14 protein-coding genes are annotated in these 16,320 nt (G+C 72.7%); 5 read left to right on the forward strand and 9 right to left on the reverse strand.

The genetic code is table 11. The features are described 5' to 3' along the window. Nucleotides 1–32: 32 nt before the first annotated feature. A complete protein-coding gene (locus AB0I89_RS16330; protein ID WP_357126653.1) occupies nucleotides 33–1,370 on the reverse strand; it encodes a low temperature requirement protein A in 1,338 nt (445 codons plus the stop codon). Nucleotides 1,371–1,415: 45 nt separating this feature from the next. Beyond that, nucleotides 1,416–1,985 carry a helix-turn-helix domain-containing protein gene (locus AB0I89_RS16335; protein ID WP_357126657.1) on the reverse strand — a complete coding sequence of 190 codons (570 nt, stop codon included), beginning with the start codon at nucleotides 1,983–1,985 and terminating at the stop codon, nucleotides 1,416–1,418. A 146-nt stretch (nucleotides 1,986–2,131) separates the two neighbouring features. On the opposite strand from AB0I89_RS16335, the gene AB0I89_RS16340 reads away from it, so the two are divergent. Further along, a complete protein-coding gene (locus tag AB0I89_RS16340) occupies nucleotides 2,132–3,067 on the forward strand; it encodes an SDR family NAD(P)-dependent oxidoreductase (RefSeq protein ID WP_357126660.1) in 936 nt (311 codons plus the stop codon). Between the two features lie 63 nt (nucleotides 3,068–3,130). On the opposite strand, the gene sucB is transcribed toward AB0I89_RS16340, so the two are convergent. Both sucB and lpdA read right to left on the reverse strand, forming a co-directional pair. Next, on the reverse strand, nucleotides 3,131–4,975 hold the full coding sequence (gene sucB, locus AB0I89_RS16345; protein WP_357126663.1) for a 2-oxoglutarate dehydrogenase, E2 component, dihydrolipoamide succinyltransferase: 1,845 nt from the start codon (nucleotides 4,973–4,975) through the stop codon (nucleotides 3,131–3,133). Nucleotides 4,976–5,040: 65 nt separating this feature from the next. Continuing rightward, entirely contained in the window at nucleotides 5,041–6,432 is a 1,392-nt protein-coding gene (gene lpdA / locus AB0I89_RS16350) for a dihydrolipoyl dehydrogenase (RefSeq protein ID WP_357126666.1), read from the reverse strand. A 178-nt stretch (nucleotides 6,433–6,610) separates the two neighbouring features. Between lpdA and AB0I89_RS16355 the strand changes: the two genes are divergently transcribed. Beyond that, a complete protein-coding gene (locus AB0I89_RS16355; RefSeq protein ID WP_357126669.1) occupies nucleotides 6,611–6,943 on the forward strand; it encodes a hypothetical protein in 333 nt (110 codons plus the stop codon). A gap of 53 nt (nucleotides 6,944–6,996) precedes the next feature. Here AB0I89_RS16355 and AB0I89_RS16360 read toward each other — a convergent pair whose 3' ends face one another. After that, entirely contained in the window at nucleotides 6,997–8,571 is a 1,575-nt protein-coding gene (locus AB0I89_RS16360; protein ID WP_357126672.1) for a leucyl aminopeptidase, read from the reverse strand. Between the two features lie 161 nt (nucleotides 8,572–8,732). On the opposite strand from AB0I89_RS16360, the gene gcvT reads away from it, so the two are divergent. Then, nucleotides 8,733–9,863 (forward strand): glycine cleavage system aminomethyltransferase GcvT, encoded by a 1,131-nt coding sequence (gene gcvT / locus AB0I89_RS16365; RefSeq protein ID WP_357126675.1) that lies wholly within the window; start codon nucleotides 8,733–8,735, stop codon nucleotides 9,861–9,863. A gap of 152 nt (nucleotides 9,864–10,015) precedes the next feature. Here gcvT and AB0I89_RS16370 read toward each other — a convergent pair whose 3' ends face one another. The 3 genes from AB0I89_RS16370 to AB0I89_RS16380 form a co-directional block, all read right to left on the reverse strand. Continuing rightward, nucleotides 10,016–11,311, reverse strand: coding sequence for a DUF2314 domain-containing protein (locus tag AB0I89_RS16370; RefSeq protein WP_357126678.1), 1,296 nt, complete (start codon nucleotides 11,309–11,311; stop codon nucleotides 10,016–10,018). Nucleotides 11,312–11,377: 66 nt separating this feature from the next. Further along, a complete protein-coding gene (locus AB0I89_RS16375) occupies nucleotides 11,378–12,151 on the reverse strand; it encodes an adenosylcobinamide-GDP ribazoletransferase (RefSeq protein ID WP_357126681.1) in 774 nt (257 codons plus the stop codon). Next, nucleotides 12,141–14,081 carry a bifunctional adenosylcobinamide kinase/adenosylcobinamide-phosphate guanylyltransferase gene (locus AB0I89_RS16380; RefSeq protein ID WP_357126684.1) on the reverse strand — a complete coding sequence of 647 codons (1,941 nt, stop codon included), beginning with the start codon at nucleotides 14,079–14,081 and terminating at the stop codon, nucleotides 12,141–12,143. The genes AB0I89_RS16375 and AB0I89_RS16380 overlap by 11 nt, the downstream gene beginning before the upstream one ends. Before the next feature lie 142 nt (nucleotides 14,082–14,223). Between AB0I89_RS16380 and AB0I89_RS16385 the strand changes: the two genes are divergently transcribed. Together AB0I89_RS16385 and AB0I89_RS16390 are read left to right on the forward strand one after the other, a co-directional pair. Further along, nucleotides 14,224–14,424, forward strand: a complete 201-nt coding sequence (locus AB0I89_RS16385; RefSeq protein ID WP_030337978.1) for a hypothetical protein — start codon at nucleotides 14,224–14,226, stop codon at nucleotides 14,422–14,424. Further along, entirely contained in the window at nucleotides 14,424–15,218 is a 795-nt protein-coding gene (locus AB0I89_RS16390) for a site-2 protease family protein (RefSeq protein ID WP_357126687.1), read from the forward strand. The genes AB0I89_RS16385 and AB0I89_RS16390 overlap by 1 nt, the downstream gene beginning before the upstream one ends. A 99-nt stretch (nucleotides 15,219–15,317) precedes the next feature. On the opposite strand, the gene AB0I89_RS16395 is transcribed toward AB0I89_RS16390, so the two are convergent. Beyond that, the gene (locus tag AB0I89_RS16395; protein ID WP_357126690.1) at nucleotides 15,318–16,316 is read right to left on the reverse strand and encodes an aldo/keto reductase family protein; all 999 of its coding nucleotides are present in this window, start codon (nucleotides 16,314–16,316) and stop codon (nucleotides 15,318–15,320) included. Nucleotides 16,317–16,320: the final 4 nt, after the last annotated feature.

Consider the following 16,320-nt stretch of genomic DNA (forward strand, 5'->3'; position numbering starts at 1 on the left):
GCGACGCTGTCCGACACTCTAGACCGGAATCGTCAGGGCGTGGTCGGCTCGTCGGGCTCCCGGACGTCGTGCCAGCGGGCACGCCACGCCGCCTCGTGCGCCTCGTGCGTCGTCCGTTCCTGGAACACGGCGGACCGCAGCGCGTGCCGGGAGTCCGCCATCACCAGCACCTCGACGGCCACCAGCCCGACGCAGATCACGGTCGCCAGGGTGAGCGCGCCCAGCGCCGGCAGGTGCAGGCCGATTGGCAGGGCCACCGTGAGCGCCACGATGACGCCCACTCGGCTCCAGGTGGCGGTGTGCAGCGTGCGTAGTTGGAACAGCATGTTGACGGCGAAGTAGGTGATCAACCCGCCGAAGAGCATCGGCACGGCCGGCCCCTCGACCTTCTCCGCGATACCGCCGGCCGGGTCGGTGATCTTGTGCAGGATCTCCTCGTTGCCGATCGAGAAGAGGATCACCCCGGCGATCATCGGCAGGTAGAGGTACGCGTACGCGTCGCGGGCCATCGCCACCCGGGGAGCGCCCTCCGCCGCGTGCAGGGCGATCCGGGCGGCGGGCCCGACGAAGTCGAAGTGCGCCCACCAGAGCGCGGCGGTGATCACGATGCCGAGCGCGGCGGCGGCCACCGCCGGCCAGGTGACCGGCTTGCCGAGCAGGTTGCCGCCCACTCCGGTGGAGATGATCGACTCGCCGAGCGCGATGATCAGAATGAGGTCGTAGCGCTCGGTCCAGTGCTCCGCGCTGGTCACCCCCCAACCCCAGGTGCCGACGATGAAGCCGGTGGCGTACTGCACCACCACCACGGCGATCCACAGCCCGTCCCGGACCAGGGCGGCCCGGTCGGGGTCGGTGATCTGCGGCGGGATCAACGCGGCGGCGAGCAGCAGCAGGATGCTCACCGCCAGCTCCGGGGCGAAGCGTCGGAGCTGGCGTCGCTCCTGCGGGCTGTCCCGCACCACGTGCTGGTACAGGATCCAGTGGATGCCTCGCACCACGACGTAACTGATGGCCACCAGCATCGGCCCGGCGGCGCTGCCTCCCGGTTCGCTGAACGCCTGCGGCAGCCCCAGCGCGAACGCGAACAGCGCGACCATCGAGATCACCATGAGCGCCGGTACGTAGCCCTCGCCGAGCCGGACCCGGGTGGCGACCAGGCTGTGCACCACCCAGATCCACCAGAGCACGGCGAGAACCAGGGCGGCGTGCAGCAGTTGGCGACCGGAGATGTTCGCGGCCGTCGCGCGGGTGATGATGAAGAACGAGAAGACGAAGACCAGGTCGAAGAAGACCTCGAACTTGTCCACCCGGGCCCCGGGGGCGATGGGGACGGCGGGTCCCAGTTGTCCGCGCCGCCGGTTACCGCCCACGGTCCCACTCTGGCAGCGTCCGGCCTGGTCGGAGGACGGAACGGGTCAGCCCGCGTCGCGGGAGCGCAGTCCGTCCATCAGTAGGTCCAGCAGCCGGTCGGCCTGGGCGCGCTCGCCGGCGGCCAGGGAGATGCCACTGAGGCCCGCCAGCACGTCACCGGCGGCGACATCGGCTCGGACGGTGCCCGCCGCGACCCCTGCGGCGAGCAATTGGTCGAGCGCCGCCAGCAGCAGGTCGCGGCTCTGCGCGTACGGGTTGGCGCCGGACGCGATGACGAGGCGCAGCGCGTCGGCCATGCCCCGCTTGGTGGCGAGGTAGTCGGTGAAACGGGACATCCAGTCTCGCAGCGCCCGGTCGGGCGGCAACTGGTCAAGTAGCCGCGGCGCGGCGTCGCAGAGCCGGGCCAGCTCGTTGCGGTACGCCGCCTCGATCAGCGCCTCGCGGGTGGGGAAGTGGCGGTACAGGGTGCCGATGCCCACCCCTGCCTCGCGGGCGATGGCGTCGAGCGTTACCTCCGGCCCGGGGCGGGAAAGAGCCTGGACCGCGACCCGAAGCAGGCGTTCACGGTTGCGCAGCGCGTCCGCCCGCAGTGGGCGGGGGCTGGACTCCGGCACCGTCTCCTCCTCGCTGAGTGGGTGTAACGCACCGGCCATGGCAAGCGGAGGCAACTCCGGTTAGTCTCGACCGCAGCGGAGGATCCTCCGCTTCCATCGTACCGGCGGGCCGACCGGCCCGCCCCCAGCTCGGACAAGGATGGATCATGACGACGAGCAACCCGATCACCACGTCGTTCGCCCACGACTCCACCGCCATGGACGTGATCCGGGGCGTGGACCTGGTCGGCCGACGGGCGATCGTCACCGGCGGGTCGTCCGGCATCGGTGTGGAGACCGCCCGTGCCCTGGCCAGCGCCGGCGCGGAGGTCACCCTGGCCGTCCGCAACCCCGACGCCGGCCAGAAGGCCGCCGACGACATCACCGGCACCACCGGCAACGACCGCGTCCTGGTCGCCCCGCTCGACCTAGCCGACCAGAATTCGGTCGCCGACTTCGTCGCCAACTGGGACGGCCCGCTGCACATCCTGGTCAACAACGCCGGCATCATGGCCGCGCCCCTGAGCCGCACCCCGCAGGGCTGGGAGATGCAGTTCGCCACCAACCACCTCGGGCACTTCGCGCTCGCCACCGGGCTGCGCCCGGCGCTCGCCGCCGCCGACGGGGCCCGCATCGTCTCGGTCAGCTCCGCCGCCCACCTGCGCTCGCCCGTCGTCTTCGAGGACATCCAGTACGACCGCCGCGAGTACGAGCCCTGGCAGGCGTACGGGCAGTCGAAGACGGCCAACGTGCTCTTCGCCGTGGAGGCGACCCGCCGCTGGGCCGACGACGGCATCTACACCAACTCGCTGATGCCCGGCGCGATCCGCACCAACCTCCAGCGCTACGTCAGCGAGGAGGAGCTGAACCGCCTGCGCGCCGGCAACGCGGCGGCCTGGAAGACCGTCGAGCAGGGCGCCGCCACGTCGGTGCTGGTGGCCGCGTCCCCGTTGCTCGACGAGGTCGGCGGACGCTACTTCGAGGACTGCCAGCAGGCCGCGCCGGCCCGACCCGACACGCGGACGGGCGTCGCGGACTACGCGCTGGACCCGGAGGCGGCCGAGCGGCTGTGGAAGGTCTCAACCGACCTGCTCAAGGGCTGAGCGGCACAGACGAAGGGGCGCCCCGGTCGATGACCGGGGCGCCCCTTTCGGCGTTACGACGGATCAGGCCAGGCCCAGCTCCGACTCGAAGTTGCCGGCCTCCAGCCGCTCCTTCACCGCGCTCAGGAAGCGGGCCGCGTCGGCGCCGTCGATCAGTCGGTGGTCGTACGACATGGCCAGGTAGACCATCGACCGGACCGCGACGACCTCGCCCAGGTCCGGGTCGTTGACCACGACCGGCCGCTTGACCACGGCACCCGTGCCGAGCATCGCCGACTGCGGCTTCGGCACGATGGGGGTGTCGAAGAGCGCGCCCCGGCTGCCCGTGTTGGTGAGCGTGAAGGTCGCCCCGGCGATCTCGTCCGGGCTGATCTTGTTGGTCCGGGTCCGCTCGGCCAGGTCGGCGACCCGCTTCGCGATGCCACCGAGGTTGAGGTCACCGGCGTTGTGGATGACCGGCACCACGAGGCCCCGCTCGGTGTCCACGGCGATGCCGAGGTGCTCCGCGGCCGGGTAGGTGATCGTGCCGCCGTCCAGGTCCAACTGGGCGTTGACGATCGGGTAGGTCTGCAGCGCCTCGACGGCGGCGAGAGCGAAGAACGGCAGGAAGGACAGCTTGACGCCGTGCCGCTGCACGAACGAGTCCTTCGCCTGCGCCCGCAACTTCGCGACCCGGGTGACGTCCACCTCGACCACCGTGGTGAGCTGCGCCATCTCGTGCAGCGACTCCTGCATCCGGTTGGCGATCGCCTTGCGGATCCGGGGGAGCTTCTCGGTGGTGCCCCGCTTGCCGCTCGGCTGCGGCTTCGCGGCCGGCTTGGCCGGGGTCGCCGCACTGGCGGCGGGCTGTGCCGCCGGAGCCGGCGTGGCCGCCGCGGCCTTGGCCTTCTCGGCCGCGTCGAGGACGTCCTGCTTACGGATCCGGCCACCCACACCGGTGCCGTTGAGCGCGGCCAGGTCCACGCCGTGCTCGTTGGCCAGCTTGCGGACCAGCGGCGTGACGTACCCGGCCGCCTCCTCGCCACCCTGAGCCGGCGCGGACGGGCGCTGCGGCGCGGCGGTCGGCGCGGACGGCTGGGCGGCCTGCTCGGCCTTCGCCGGCTGCGCCGACGCCTCCGCCTCGGCGGCCGGCTCGTTGTACGACATGCCCGGGGTGGGCTCCTCGACCTTCGGCGCCGGCTTCGGCTCGGCCTTGGGGGCCGGCGCGGCCTCCGCCTTCGGCTCGGGCTTCGGCTCGGTCTTCGCCTGGGCCGGGGCCCCACCGGCGACGCCGATGACCACGAGGTCGGCGCCGACCGCGGCGGTCTCGTCCTCGGCGACCTTGATCTCCAGCACGGTGCCGGCGACCGGCGACGGGATCTCCGTGTCGACCTTGTCGGTGGAGACCTCCAGCAGCGGCTCGTCCACCTCGACGGTGTCGCCGACCTGCTTGAGCCAGCGGGTGACCGTACCCTCGGTGACGCTCTCGCCCAGGGCCGGCATCTTGACCGCGGTGCCCTCGCCCGACGACGCGGCGGCCGGAGCCGGCGCCTCGGCCGGGGCCTCGTCCTGCGCCACCTGGTCGGCGGTGCCCTCGGCGGCGGCGGTCGGCTCGGCGGCGGGCTCGACCGACTCGGCCGGCGCCTGCTGCTGCTCCTGCGGGGCGGCCTCGCCACCGCCGGTCGACTCGCCCTCACCGGCGATGACGGCCAGCTCGCTGCCGACCTCGGCGGTCTCGTCCTCGCCGACCACGATGCGGCTCAGCACACCCGCCGCGGGCGACGGGATCTCGGTGTCGACCTTGTCGGTCGAGACCTCGAGCAGGGGCTCGTCGACCTCGACCGTGTCGCCCTCCTGCTTGAGCCAGCGAGTGACGGTGCCCTCGGTGACGCTCTCGCCGAGCCGGGGCATGGTGACCGATACCGGCATTTTCTGAGACTCCTTCATTCCCCTGGTGGGATCTTCGCCCGTCGCCGGACGCCGCGGTTGATTTGTCAGGCGTGCGCGTGCAGCGGCTTGCCGGCGAGGGCCAGGTGCGCCTCGCCCAGGGCCTCGTTCTGGGTCGGGTGGGCGTGCACGAGCTGGGCGACCTCCGCCGGGTAGGCCTCCCAGTTGTAGATGAGCTGAGCCTCGCCGATCAGCTCACCCACCCGGGCGCCGACCATGTGGACGCCGACCACGGGGCCGTCGTTGACCCGGACCAGCTTTACGAAGCCGGTGGTCTTGAGGATCTGGCTCTTGCCGTTGCCACCGAGCGGGTAGTTGTACGACTGGATCTTGTCGGCGCCGTACTGCTCCTTGGCCTTCGCCTCGGTCAGGCCCACCGACGCCAGCTCGGGGTCGCAGTAGGTGACGCGCGGGATGCCCACCTCGTCGATGACGGCCGGGGTCTGGCCGGCGATCTCCTCGGCGACGAAGATGCCCTGCTGGAAGCCCCGGTGCGCGAGCTGGAGGCCGGGCACGATGTCGCCGACCGCGTAGACGTTCGGCACGCTGGTGCGCAGCCGCTCGTCGGTCAGCACGTAGCCGCGGTCCATCTTGACGCCCTGCTCCTCGTACCCGAGGTTCGCGGTGTTCGGACCGCGACCCACCGCGACCAGCAGCAGCTCGGCCTCGACGGTGTCGCCGCCGGAAATGGTCAGCTTGACGCCGTTGTCGGTCTTCTCGACCTTCTCGAACGGCTTGCCGACCTTAAAGTTGATCTTGCGCTTGCGGAACGCCCGCTCCAACGCCTTCGACGACTCCTCGTCCTCGGCGGCGACCAGCCGGGGCAGCGCCTCGACGATCGTCACGTCCACACCGAAGGACTTCCACACGCTGGCGAACTCGACGCCGATCACGCCACCGCCGAGGACGATCACCGACGAGGGGATCCGGTCCAGGGTCAGCGCGTGGTCGCTCGTGATGATCCGCTCGCCGTCGACCTCGAGGCCGGGCAGGCTCTTCGCGTACGAGCCGGAGGCCAGCACGATGTTGCGGCCGGTGTAGCGCTTGCCGTCGACCTCGACCACGTTCTTGTCGACGAGCTTGCCGTGGCCCTCGACGATGGTGATCGACTTGTTGCCCTTCAACATGCCCTGGAGGCCCTTGTAAAGGCGGGCGATCACGCCGTCCTTGTACGAGTTGACCCCCGCCATGTCGATACCGACCAGCTCGGCCTTCACACCGAACTGCTCCGACTCGCGGGTCTGGTCGGCGATCTCGGCCGCGTGCAGCAGCGCCTTCGTCGGGATGCAGCCGTTGTGCAGGCAGGTCCCGCCGAGCTTGCCCTTCTCGACCAGCGCGACCTTCAGGCCCAGCTGGACGGCGCGCAGCGCGGTCGCGTAGCCGCCGCTGCCACCTCCGAGGATGACAATGTCGAAGGTCGCTTCGTTCGGCTCGCTCACGTCCAACTCCCAGGTCGCGTCACTGCATCGGGGGTCACGGAGGTGTAACACGGACACACCCCACCTCGGTCATCTTGTCACCACTGGGCACAGGGTGCGTAGTGAGGTGCCCAACGACACGTCATCGACACGTACCCTTGGCACCGTTGTCGATGACGTCAGGTGGGGGAGAAGTCCGGTGGGGTTGTTCCGGCGTCGCAAACAGACGCGTGTGGCGAGCCACGACCGTGCGGCCGATCGTGGTGATCTGGCCCATCTGGAGAACTTCATCCGGAGCCGGCGAGGTGTCGAGGCGTTCATCGAGCCCCGGACGACGGTCACCGAGACCACCGTCATCCTGATCGCCGACGACGGGGAGTGGACCCGCCGGCGCATCGACGGTCCGGACGGCGCGCGTCGCTTCGCGTACCGGATGGGCATCCCGGTGTACGACGTCCGGCTGATGGGCTATCCGCAGCGGATGCGCGACTTCAACGAGCGCCGCAAGCGCCGCCCCGAGCAGCACATGTAAGGAAGGGCCCCCTGTTAGACGCTAGGCGTTAACAGGGGGCCCTTCCTTACACCTCAGCCGTTGGCGGCGACGTCCTCGACGAGCTGCACCAGGGTGCGGACCGGCACGCCGGTGCCGCCCTTGGTCCAGTAGCCGGTCGGCTCGCCCGAGTGGTAGCCCGGGCCGGCGATGTCGATGTGCGCCCACGCCACGTCGTCGGTCACGAACTCGCGCAGGAACACGCCACCCTGCAGCATGTGCCCGGCCCGGTCCATCCCCGCGTTGACCTGCGAGATGTCCGCCACGTCGGAGTCCATGCCCTTGCGTACGTCGTCCGGCAGCGGCATCGGCCAGGCCGGCTCGCCGACCGAGTCGCCGACCGTGCGGACCCGCTCGCACAGCTCGGGAGTACCCATGACGCCGGCGACCCGCTTACCCAACGCGATCACCTGACCGCCGGTCAGGGTGGACGTCTCGAACAGGTAGTCCGTGCCGTCGGCGCAGGCGCGGGCGATGGCGTCGGCCAGCACCATCCGGCCCTCGGCGTCGGTGTTGAGCACCTCCACCTTCTTGCCGCTGAACATGCTGATCACGTCGCCCGGCCGGTAGCTGGTGCCGGACGGCATGTTCTCGGCCATCGGCAGGTACGCGCTGACCGCCACGTTCGGCTTCAACGCGGCGATCGCCAGCATCGCCGCACCCACCGCGGCGGCGCCCGCCATGTCGGACTTCATCTCCCACATGCCCTGCGCCGGCTTGATCGAGATGCCGCCGGTGTCGAAGGTGATGCCCTTGCCGACCAGCGCGACCCGCTTGCCGTTGCCGGCGTCCTGCGGCGTGTAGGTGAGCTTCACCAGCCGCGGCGGGGCCTCCGAACCCTGCCCGACCGCGATGATGCCGCCGTACCCGCCGGCGGCCAGCGCCGCCTCGTCCAGCACCTCGACGCCGAGGCCGGCGTCCCGGGCGGCGGCGGCCACGGCGTCGGCGAACGACGGGGGACGCAGCTCGTTCGGGGCGGTGTTCACCCAGTCCCGGCTGGTCCGGACCGCGCCGGCGACCGCCTGCGCGCGGGTGATCTCCGCCTGGGCGCCCGTGTCGGCGGCGTCCGGAACAGCGATGAGCACCTCGGCCACCGGCTCCCGCCGGGCCGGCTGCGGCCGGGTCTTGTAACCGGCGAAGCGATAGCCGCCGAGCAGCGCGCCCTCGGCGACCGCGCGCAGCGCCGCCAGCGCGTCCGCGTCGTCGGGCAACGGCAGGCTGAGCGCCACCTTCGGCGCGCCCGCCAGGGCCCGCACCGCGGCGCCAGCCGCGCGGCGCAGCGTCTCCGGCGCCGGGGCGGCGCCCGTCGGCTCGGGGCCGAGCCCGACCGCGACGACCAGTGGGGCCGTGACGGTACCCAGTGTGGCCAGCTTGATCACCTCGCCCGGGCCACCGGTCGCGCCGAGCAGCGCCAGCGTCTCGGTCAGCTTGCCGTCGAACGCGACGGCGATGCTCTCCGCGCCGCTGCCGAGCAGCAGGGTGCCGGCGAGGCCGCTGGTGGCGTCCTGCTCTCCGGTCTGGCTGTGCACGCCGATCACGATCGCGTCGACGGCGAGCTCCGCCGGGTCGGTGTCGACCAGGCTCAGGGTGGTCGTGCGGGGGGTTGTCACTGAAGCTACTCCGGGCGGGCCGGGCCGGTCGCGTCGTCGCGTACCAGCGGTGAAGGTCTCCGGCGGAACCTACCCGCCGGACGTCAGGGCTGTCCCGTCGATCACGCAACGGGGTCCCGCCGATGCTAACCAGCGGCGTAACCCCCGGTAAGTTGCCACCCATGACCGACGTGACCTCCGCCGCCGCCGCGACCCGGCTGCGACGTTCCCCGCTGCACGAGCGGCACACCGCCGCCGGCGCCAAGTTCGCCCCCTTCGGGGGCTGGGAGATGCCGCTGGAGTACGCCGGCGGCGGGGTGCTCAAGGAGCACACGGCGGTGCGGACGGCGGTGGGGGTCTTCGACGTGTCGCACCTGGGCAAGGTCCGGGTGACCGGTCCCGGAGCGGCCGAGTTCGTCAACTCGTGCCTCAGCAACGACCTGGGCCGCATCGGGCCGGGCCGCGCCCAGTACACGCTGTGCTGCGACGACGCCACCGGCGGCGTGGTCGACGACATCATCGCCTACCTGTACGCCGACGACCACGTCTTCCTCATCCCGAACGCCGCGAACACCACCGAGGTCGTACGCCGGTTGCGCGCCGCCGCGCCGGAGCGGATCACCGTCACCGACGAGCACGAGGCGTACGCGGTGCTGGCCGTGCAGGGCCCCCGCTCCGCCGACCTGCTCGCCGCCCTCGACCTGCCCACCGAGCACGGCTACATGAGCTTCGACGCTGCCAGCCTCGCCGCCGTGGAGCTGACCGTCTGCCGTACCGGCTACACCGGCGAGCTGGGCTACGAGCTGGTGGTGCCGGCGGAGCAGGCGGTGACCGTGTGGGACGCGCTCTTCGCCGCCGGCGAGGCGTTCGAGCTGCGCGCCTGCGGCCTCGCCGCCCGGGACACGTTGCGCACCGAGATGGGGTACCCGCTGCACGGGCAGGACCTCTCGTTGGACATCACCCCGGTGCAGGCCCGCTCCGGTTGGGCCGTCGGCTGGGACAAGCCGGCGTTCTGGGGCCGTGACGCGCTGCGTGCCGAGAAGGCCGCCGGCCCTCGTCGTACGCTGCGTGGCCTGGTGGCCGTCGACCGCGCCATCCCGCGCCCCGGGATGACCCTGCACGTCGGCGACCAGCAGGTCGGCGTGGTGACGAGCGGCACCTTCAGCCCCACCAGGAAGCAGGGCATCGCCCTGGCCCTGGTCGACACGGACGCCAACCTCCCCGAAGGCGCCGAGGTCGAGATCGACATCCGCGGCCGCCGCGCCCCCCTGACCGTAACCAAACCCCCCTTCGTAACCCCCTCAACCCACTAACCCCCACCCCCACCCCACCGCGCTGCACGAGCCCCACCCGCACTCGTTGATCAAGAGGTTCGCGTCAAAATCCCGCCGGAAAATGACGCGAATCTCTTGATCAACGAGGTCGAGCGGCGGTGGGGGTGGGGGGGGGCAGGGTGGGGCCGGGGTCAGCGGGTTGGGGTGGGGGGTTCGCCGGAGTCCAGGACGGCTTGGGTCCAGCCTCCTTCGATGACCCCGGTCGCGTCCAGGACCGCCCAGTCGACGACGTCGGTGGACTCCACGACCACCGGGGCGCCGATCCGGACGCTCTCGTCGGTGTTCGCGTCGCTGGCGCTGACGCCGACGATCCGCTCCGGGGTCTCCCACGAGGTGACGCCCGCCCAGACGTACTCCGGGCCGTCGTCGCCCGGCAGGCCGTACTTCACGACGAGCTGCGACTCGGTCGGCAGCCGGCCGGCGACGAAGCGGGCCCGCGCGTCACCCAGCGCGGCGCGGGCGGTGGCCACCGCACGGCTCATGGCGTCACCGGAGCGGGCGTAGCGCACGTCCGGCTGGATGCCGGAGAACAGGGTCGCGCAGGCGGCGGCGTAGTAGCGACCGTCCGGGCCGGGGTGCCCGGCCGGTGGGCGCAGGCTCAGGAACGAGTCGGCCTCCGGGTCGGTCGCCGGGTCCAGCTCGAGGCGCAGCAGCACCGGGGCGGTCGCGCCGTGCTGCTCCGGGTTGCCGTACGCGACGGCGATGTCGTGCCCGGTGACCGTGGCGAGCACCGGTAGCTGCACGAAGGCGGGCACCTCCGCGCCGTTGAGGCCGTCGGTCCAGTCCCGCAGCAGCCGACGGGCCGCGCCGGTCATCACCGCGCCCCAGGCGCGGGTGAGGTGGTCGGGCACCCCCTGGGTCTGCAATTCCAGCAGCCCGAAGCGACGCAGCCCCTTCGTGGTGAACCACAACCCCTCGGCGTCCGACGAGTACGGCACCAGCACCCAGTCGACGAGCCGGATCCGGCCCTGCTCGTCGGGGAGGGAACGCAGCGCGGTCGCCGGGTCGAGGAACTGGAGGCCGAAGACGTCCACCACGTCGCCGTCGACGGACTCGGCGACCGCCGCCGCCACCGCCCGAGCCGCCCACTCGTGTGCCGGCGGCCAACCGGGTCGGTACTCGGCCTGCACCACCACCAGGTGCGTCGCCGCCGCCAGCCGGGCCAACTGTTCCGGCGTGGCGCCGAACGCGGTGAGCAGATCCGGCGGAAGCGCGGGGAACTCGGCGATCGGCCGGGTGTCCACGCTCATCAGCGGGCTGTCCAGCATCTGGGTGGCGAGCCCGTGCACCGGTTCGGCCAGCCGCCCGGCCAGTGACGCCACCGCCGTCTTCGCGCTGACCTTCGGCAGCCCCGCCATCGGCACCAGGTAGGTCGCGCTGAGCGACTCCGGCACCGGTACGGGCAGGAAGTCGTCCGTGATGAGCATGTGGGTTCCCCCGGTGGCCGTGCCGGTGCTGTCGAGCCGAACGCTACCCGGCCGCGCGCGCCGGCTTCAGCCGGACAGCACCACACCCAGGTAGACCAGCGTGGTGACCACCTCGACGGTCGCGCCGAGCACGTCGCCGGTGATCCCGCCGAGCCGGCGTACCACGTGGGTCAGCAGCGCCCCGGCGACGGCCAGCGCGGCGACGACGGCGAGTGGCCCCTGCCACGGGCGGCCCGGCACCGCGGGCGCCGCCAGCAGCACGACGGCGACCGCGCCCACGGTCAGGGCCGCCGGGCCGACCGTGCCGGCCACCAGCGCGCCCAGGCCGTCCGGCCGGGCGGCGGGCACACCCCGCCGGCACGCCACCGTGACGCCCAGTCGGCCGGCCGCCGTCGCCGCGACCACCGCCGCGAGGCACGCCGGCCACGACCGCCCGGCCAGGTCGGCGAGCGCCGCGGCCTGCACCAGGAGTACGACCACCAGCGCCACGACACCGAACGGTCCGACGTCCGGCTTCTTCATGATCTCCAGCGCGGCGGCGCCCCGGTGGTACGAGCCGAGCGCGTCCATCGTGTCGGCCAGCCCGTCCAGGTGCAGCCCCCGGGTGAGCAGGGCGGCGACCCCCACCGTCACGCCCGCCGCGACCAGCGGGGGTGCGAGCAGGCCGGCCAGGAGCAGGACACCCCCCAGGAGTACGCCGAGCAGCGCGCCGACGGCCGGGGCGAGCGCCATCGCCGTACCCGCCACCGGGCGGTCGATCCGTCCGGCGCGTACCGGCAGCGTGCTGAAGGTGGTGACGGCGAGCCGGACGCCCGCGACGAACCGCGACTCAGCCGGCACGCCAGCCCGACGCCGGCTGCTCGTCGCCGCCCGTGCGGGTGGGGCCCGGCCCGGCCGGCTCCGGCTCGACGAACTCCGGGTCGGTGTAGTCGGGCCCGGTGTAGGCCGGCTCGTCGTCGGCGTAGTCGGGCTCCGGCTCGTCGGTGCCGTCCGGGTCGGCGTCGCCGCCGAGCGACGGATGGACCGGCAGGGCGGCGGCCAGCGCCAGCACCGAGCGCAGCATCGGCAGCGCGACCAGGGCGTTCGCGCCCTCGCCGAGGTCCAGGCGGAGGTCGAGCAGGGGGGTGAGGCCGAGCACGTCGGCCGCCAGCCGCACCGCGGGGTGCTGGCCGTGGTCGGCCAGCAGGCACCAGTGCCGGGCCTGCCCGGCCAGGTCGCGGCTGATCATCCCGGCCGCCAGGCCGACCGGCCCGTCCAGCAGCACGGGCACCCGGCGGGCGGTCGCGCCCAGCAGCACGCCGGTGGCCACCGCCACGTCGCCGCCACCCAACTCGGCCAGCACGTCCTTGGCGGAGCGCGGCGAGCGGCGGGTGCGGTGCAGGGCGTCCCGCACGGCAGCGCAGCGGACCATCCAGGCCGCGTCGTCGATCTCACCGGAATCGGTGATCACCCGACCCAGCACCGACGGCGGTTCCGCGCCCGCGGTGGCCGCCAGCACGGCCGCCGCCGCCGCTTCGGTGCCGGCGCCGCAGGCGCCCAGGACCAGCAGTTGTACGCCCGCGTCGGCCGCCTGCTCGGCCAGCCGCCAGCCGTAGCGCAGCGCCGACTCGACCTGCTCGCCGGCCAGCGCCGGCTGGGTCTCCATCGGGGCGGCGGCCGGCGTGTCCACGACCTGGAGGCTCGCGCCCGCCTCGGCGGCCAGCCGGGCCAGCGCGCCCCGGCCGGCGCGGGCCTGCGCGGCGCGGCGTGCCGACTCGCCGGCGACGGTGCCGGCGGACGCGCCGCCCGCGTGGTCGCCGTTGAGCAGCAGCACCCGTACCGAACCCCAGGCGGACGGGGTCGACGTGCCCTGCGTGGCGGCCGCGAAGCCGACCACCCGGTCCAGGACGCCCAGCCCGGCGCCCGGCACGTCGAGGCTGGCCAGCCGGTCCACCGCCTGCGGGCCCGCGTACTCGTCGGGCATCGGCAGCTCCATGCCCGGCTGGATGACCAGTCCGGTGGCCACCATCGGCAGCGCCATCGTCGGCGCGGCCCAGGGGTTGCCGGGCTCCTGGTTCGGCGCGACCGGTGGGGTGTGGGTCAGCACCTCGGGGAGCTGCACCTCGGGCGTGGGCTCGGTGTCACCCAGGCTGGGAGTGGCCGGGCCCGGGGTGCCCAGCTCGCTGGCGACGGCGTGCCTCCCGGTCGCGGCCACCGGCGTGGACGGCGCCGAGGTGACGACCGCTGCCGGCTTCAACCAGGCGGGCTGGCCGGCGAGCACCAGCACCACGGCGTCGCAGGCGTCCGCGACCGCGCGGTTCGCCGCGCCGAGCGCGTCGGCGAACGCCCGCCCCAGCGGGGTCGTCGGCACCAGCGACAGTCCCACCTCGGGGCTGACCAGCACCACCCGCGCCGTGCAGGCCCGGATCGCCTCGGCCAGCTCGGCGATCGTGGCCACGTCGTCGGCGGGCTGGTGCTCCGGGTCGAGCAGCACGGTCACCCAGCCGCCCAGGTCGTCGACGAGCAGCGTCTCGTTCGGCTCGGCGGACGCGAGCACGTCCGCCAACCGTCGCGGCTCCCCGGCGGTCTCCTCGGTGGTCCAGCTACCCGGGCGTCGGGCGCGGTGCGTCGCCAGTCGGGTGGCCCACTCGGTGTCCTCCGGGTCGCCCTCGGGCGCGGTGGCGACGTAGCGGACCACCGGCGCGTCGGCGACCAGGGACTCGGCGAACTCGGACTTGCCGGACCGGATGCCGCCGAGCACCAGGACCGTGTTCCACCCGTCAACGGACATGCCCGTACCTTAAGGCCGCCCGGGGTCGCTCTGCCTGCCGGCCCGGCGCTCGCGCGACGGGTGAGGGGCCGTCGCGCGTCGGGCCGACTACGCTGGCGGGGGTTCGTCCCACCGGGACTTCAGCGGCGAGGGGAGACGCGGCATGGCGTGGAGCTGGCGGTACGAGGGCACGGACGGCCAGACGGTCGAGGGACCGGCGGAGTCGTTCGGCAGCCAGGCCGACGCCGAATCCTGGATCGGTCAGACCTGGCGTGAACTCGCGGCGTCCGGCGTCACCTCGGTCGCGCTCGTGGAGGACGACCGGGTGGAGTACCGGATGAGCCTGCTGCCCACGGCCGAGTGATGGCGTACGACCGGCCGGGCGACAAGCTGGTGCTCGGCGTGCCCAGCGCGGCGTTCCGGCCCAGCCCGGTCTTCCTCGGCCTGGTCGCGCTCTTCGTGGCGAGCGGGGCGCTGGCCTGGAACGGCTACGGCAGCGTCCGCTTCGACGTGTTCCTGTTCGTGGTCTCCGGCTGGCTGGTGTCGCTGTGCCTGCACGAGTACGCCCACGCGGTCGTCGCCTACCGGGCCGGTGACCGGGACATCGCCCACCGTGGCTACCTGACGCTCAACCCGTTCAAGTACACCCACCCGCTGCTGTCGATCGTGCTGCCGGTGGTGGTGGTGCTGCTCGGCGGCATCGGCCTGCCCGGCGGCGCGGTGTGGGTGGACCGGCACGCCATTCCGGGGCGGCTGCGGCACACTCTGGTGAGCCTCGCCGGCCCGGCGACAAACGTGCTGTTCACGTTGCTGCTGGTGCTCGCGGTACGACTCGGCGCGACCTCGGGCGGCCCGGTCGAGTTCTGGGCCGGGGTGGCGCTGCTGGCGTTCCTGCAACTCACCGCGAGCGTGCTCAACCTGCTGCCGGTGCCCGGCCTGGACGGCGGCAACATGATCCAGCCGTGGCTGAATCCACAGTGGCGCAGGATGTACGACCTGTTCGCCCCGTACGGCTTCATCCTGCTCTTCGCGCTGCTGTGGAACCCGCGCATCGGCGGCTGGTTCTTCGACGCGGTCTTCGCGGTCGGTGACCTGCTCGGCCTGCCGTCCTGGCTGTACGCCACCGGGCTCGACCTGATCCGTTTCTGGCAGAGCTGAGCTGTCCGGCCCGGCCCGAGGCGGCTGAGCTGACCCGGCCCGTGCGGCTGACCGGTCCGGTCGGCGCGAACCTGTCGCGCCGACCGGACCGGACCCACGTCAGGGCCGCTGTGCGGGAGACTCGGTCTTCGCCGCGTCTCGCTCCACGACCGGTTCGACGATGTCGTCGATGGCCTTGAGCAGCTCGGCGTCGAGCGTGACCCCGGCCGCCTTCACGTTGTCGTGCACCTGCTCGGGGCGGGACGCGCCGATGATCGCCGACGAGACGTTCGGGTTCTGCAGCACCCACGCCACGGCGAGCTGGGCCATGCTCAGCCCGGCCTGCTCGGCGAGCGGCTTGAGCTGCTGCACCCGGGTGAGCACGTCGTCGTTCATGAACCGGGCGATGAAGTTCGCGCCCGACTTCTCGTCCGTGGCGCGGGAGCCGGCGGGCGGCGGCTGCCCCGGCAGGTACTTGCCGGAGAGCACACCCTGCGCCATCGGCGACCAGACGATCTGACCGATGCCCAGCTCCTCGCTGGCCGGTACGACCTCGGCCTCGATGACCCGCCACAGCATCGAGTACTGGGGTTGGTTGGAGACCAGCGGAACGTGCAGCTCCCGGGCGAGCGGGTGGGCGGCGCGCAGCTGCTCGGCGGTCCACTCGGAGACGCCGATGTAGTGGGCCTTGCCGGAGTGCACGACGTCGGCGAACGCCTCCATCGTCTCCTCCAGCGGCGTGCTGTAGTCGTACCGGTGGGCCTGGTAGAGGTCCACGTAGTCGGTACGCAGCCGGCGCAGCGAGCCGTTGATCGACTCCATGATGTGCTTGCGGGACAGGCCACGGTCGTTGCGACCCGGCCCGGTCGGCCAGTAGACCTTGGTGAAGATCTCCAGGCCCTCGCGACGCTCGCTCTCCAGCGCCCGGCCGAGCACGTCCTCGGCCCGGGTGCCGGCGTACACGTCGGCGGTGTCGAAGGTGGTGATCCCCGCGTCGAGGGCGGCCCGCACACACGCGAACGCCGCGTCCTCCTCGACCTGAGAACCGTGGGTGATCCAGTTGCCGTACGAGATCTCGCTGACCATCAGGCCGGAACGGCCCAGGTGTCGGAATTCCATGTCC

Source organism: Micromonospora sp. NPDC049801, assembly GCF_040656575.1.
GTDB lineage: Bacteria > Actinomycetota > Actinomycetes > Mycobacteriales > Micromonosporaceae > Micromonospora.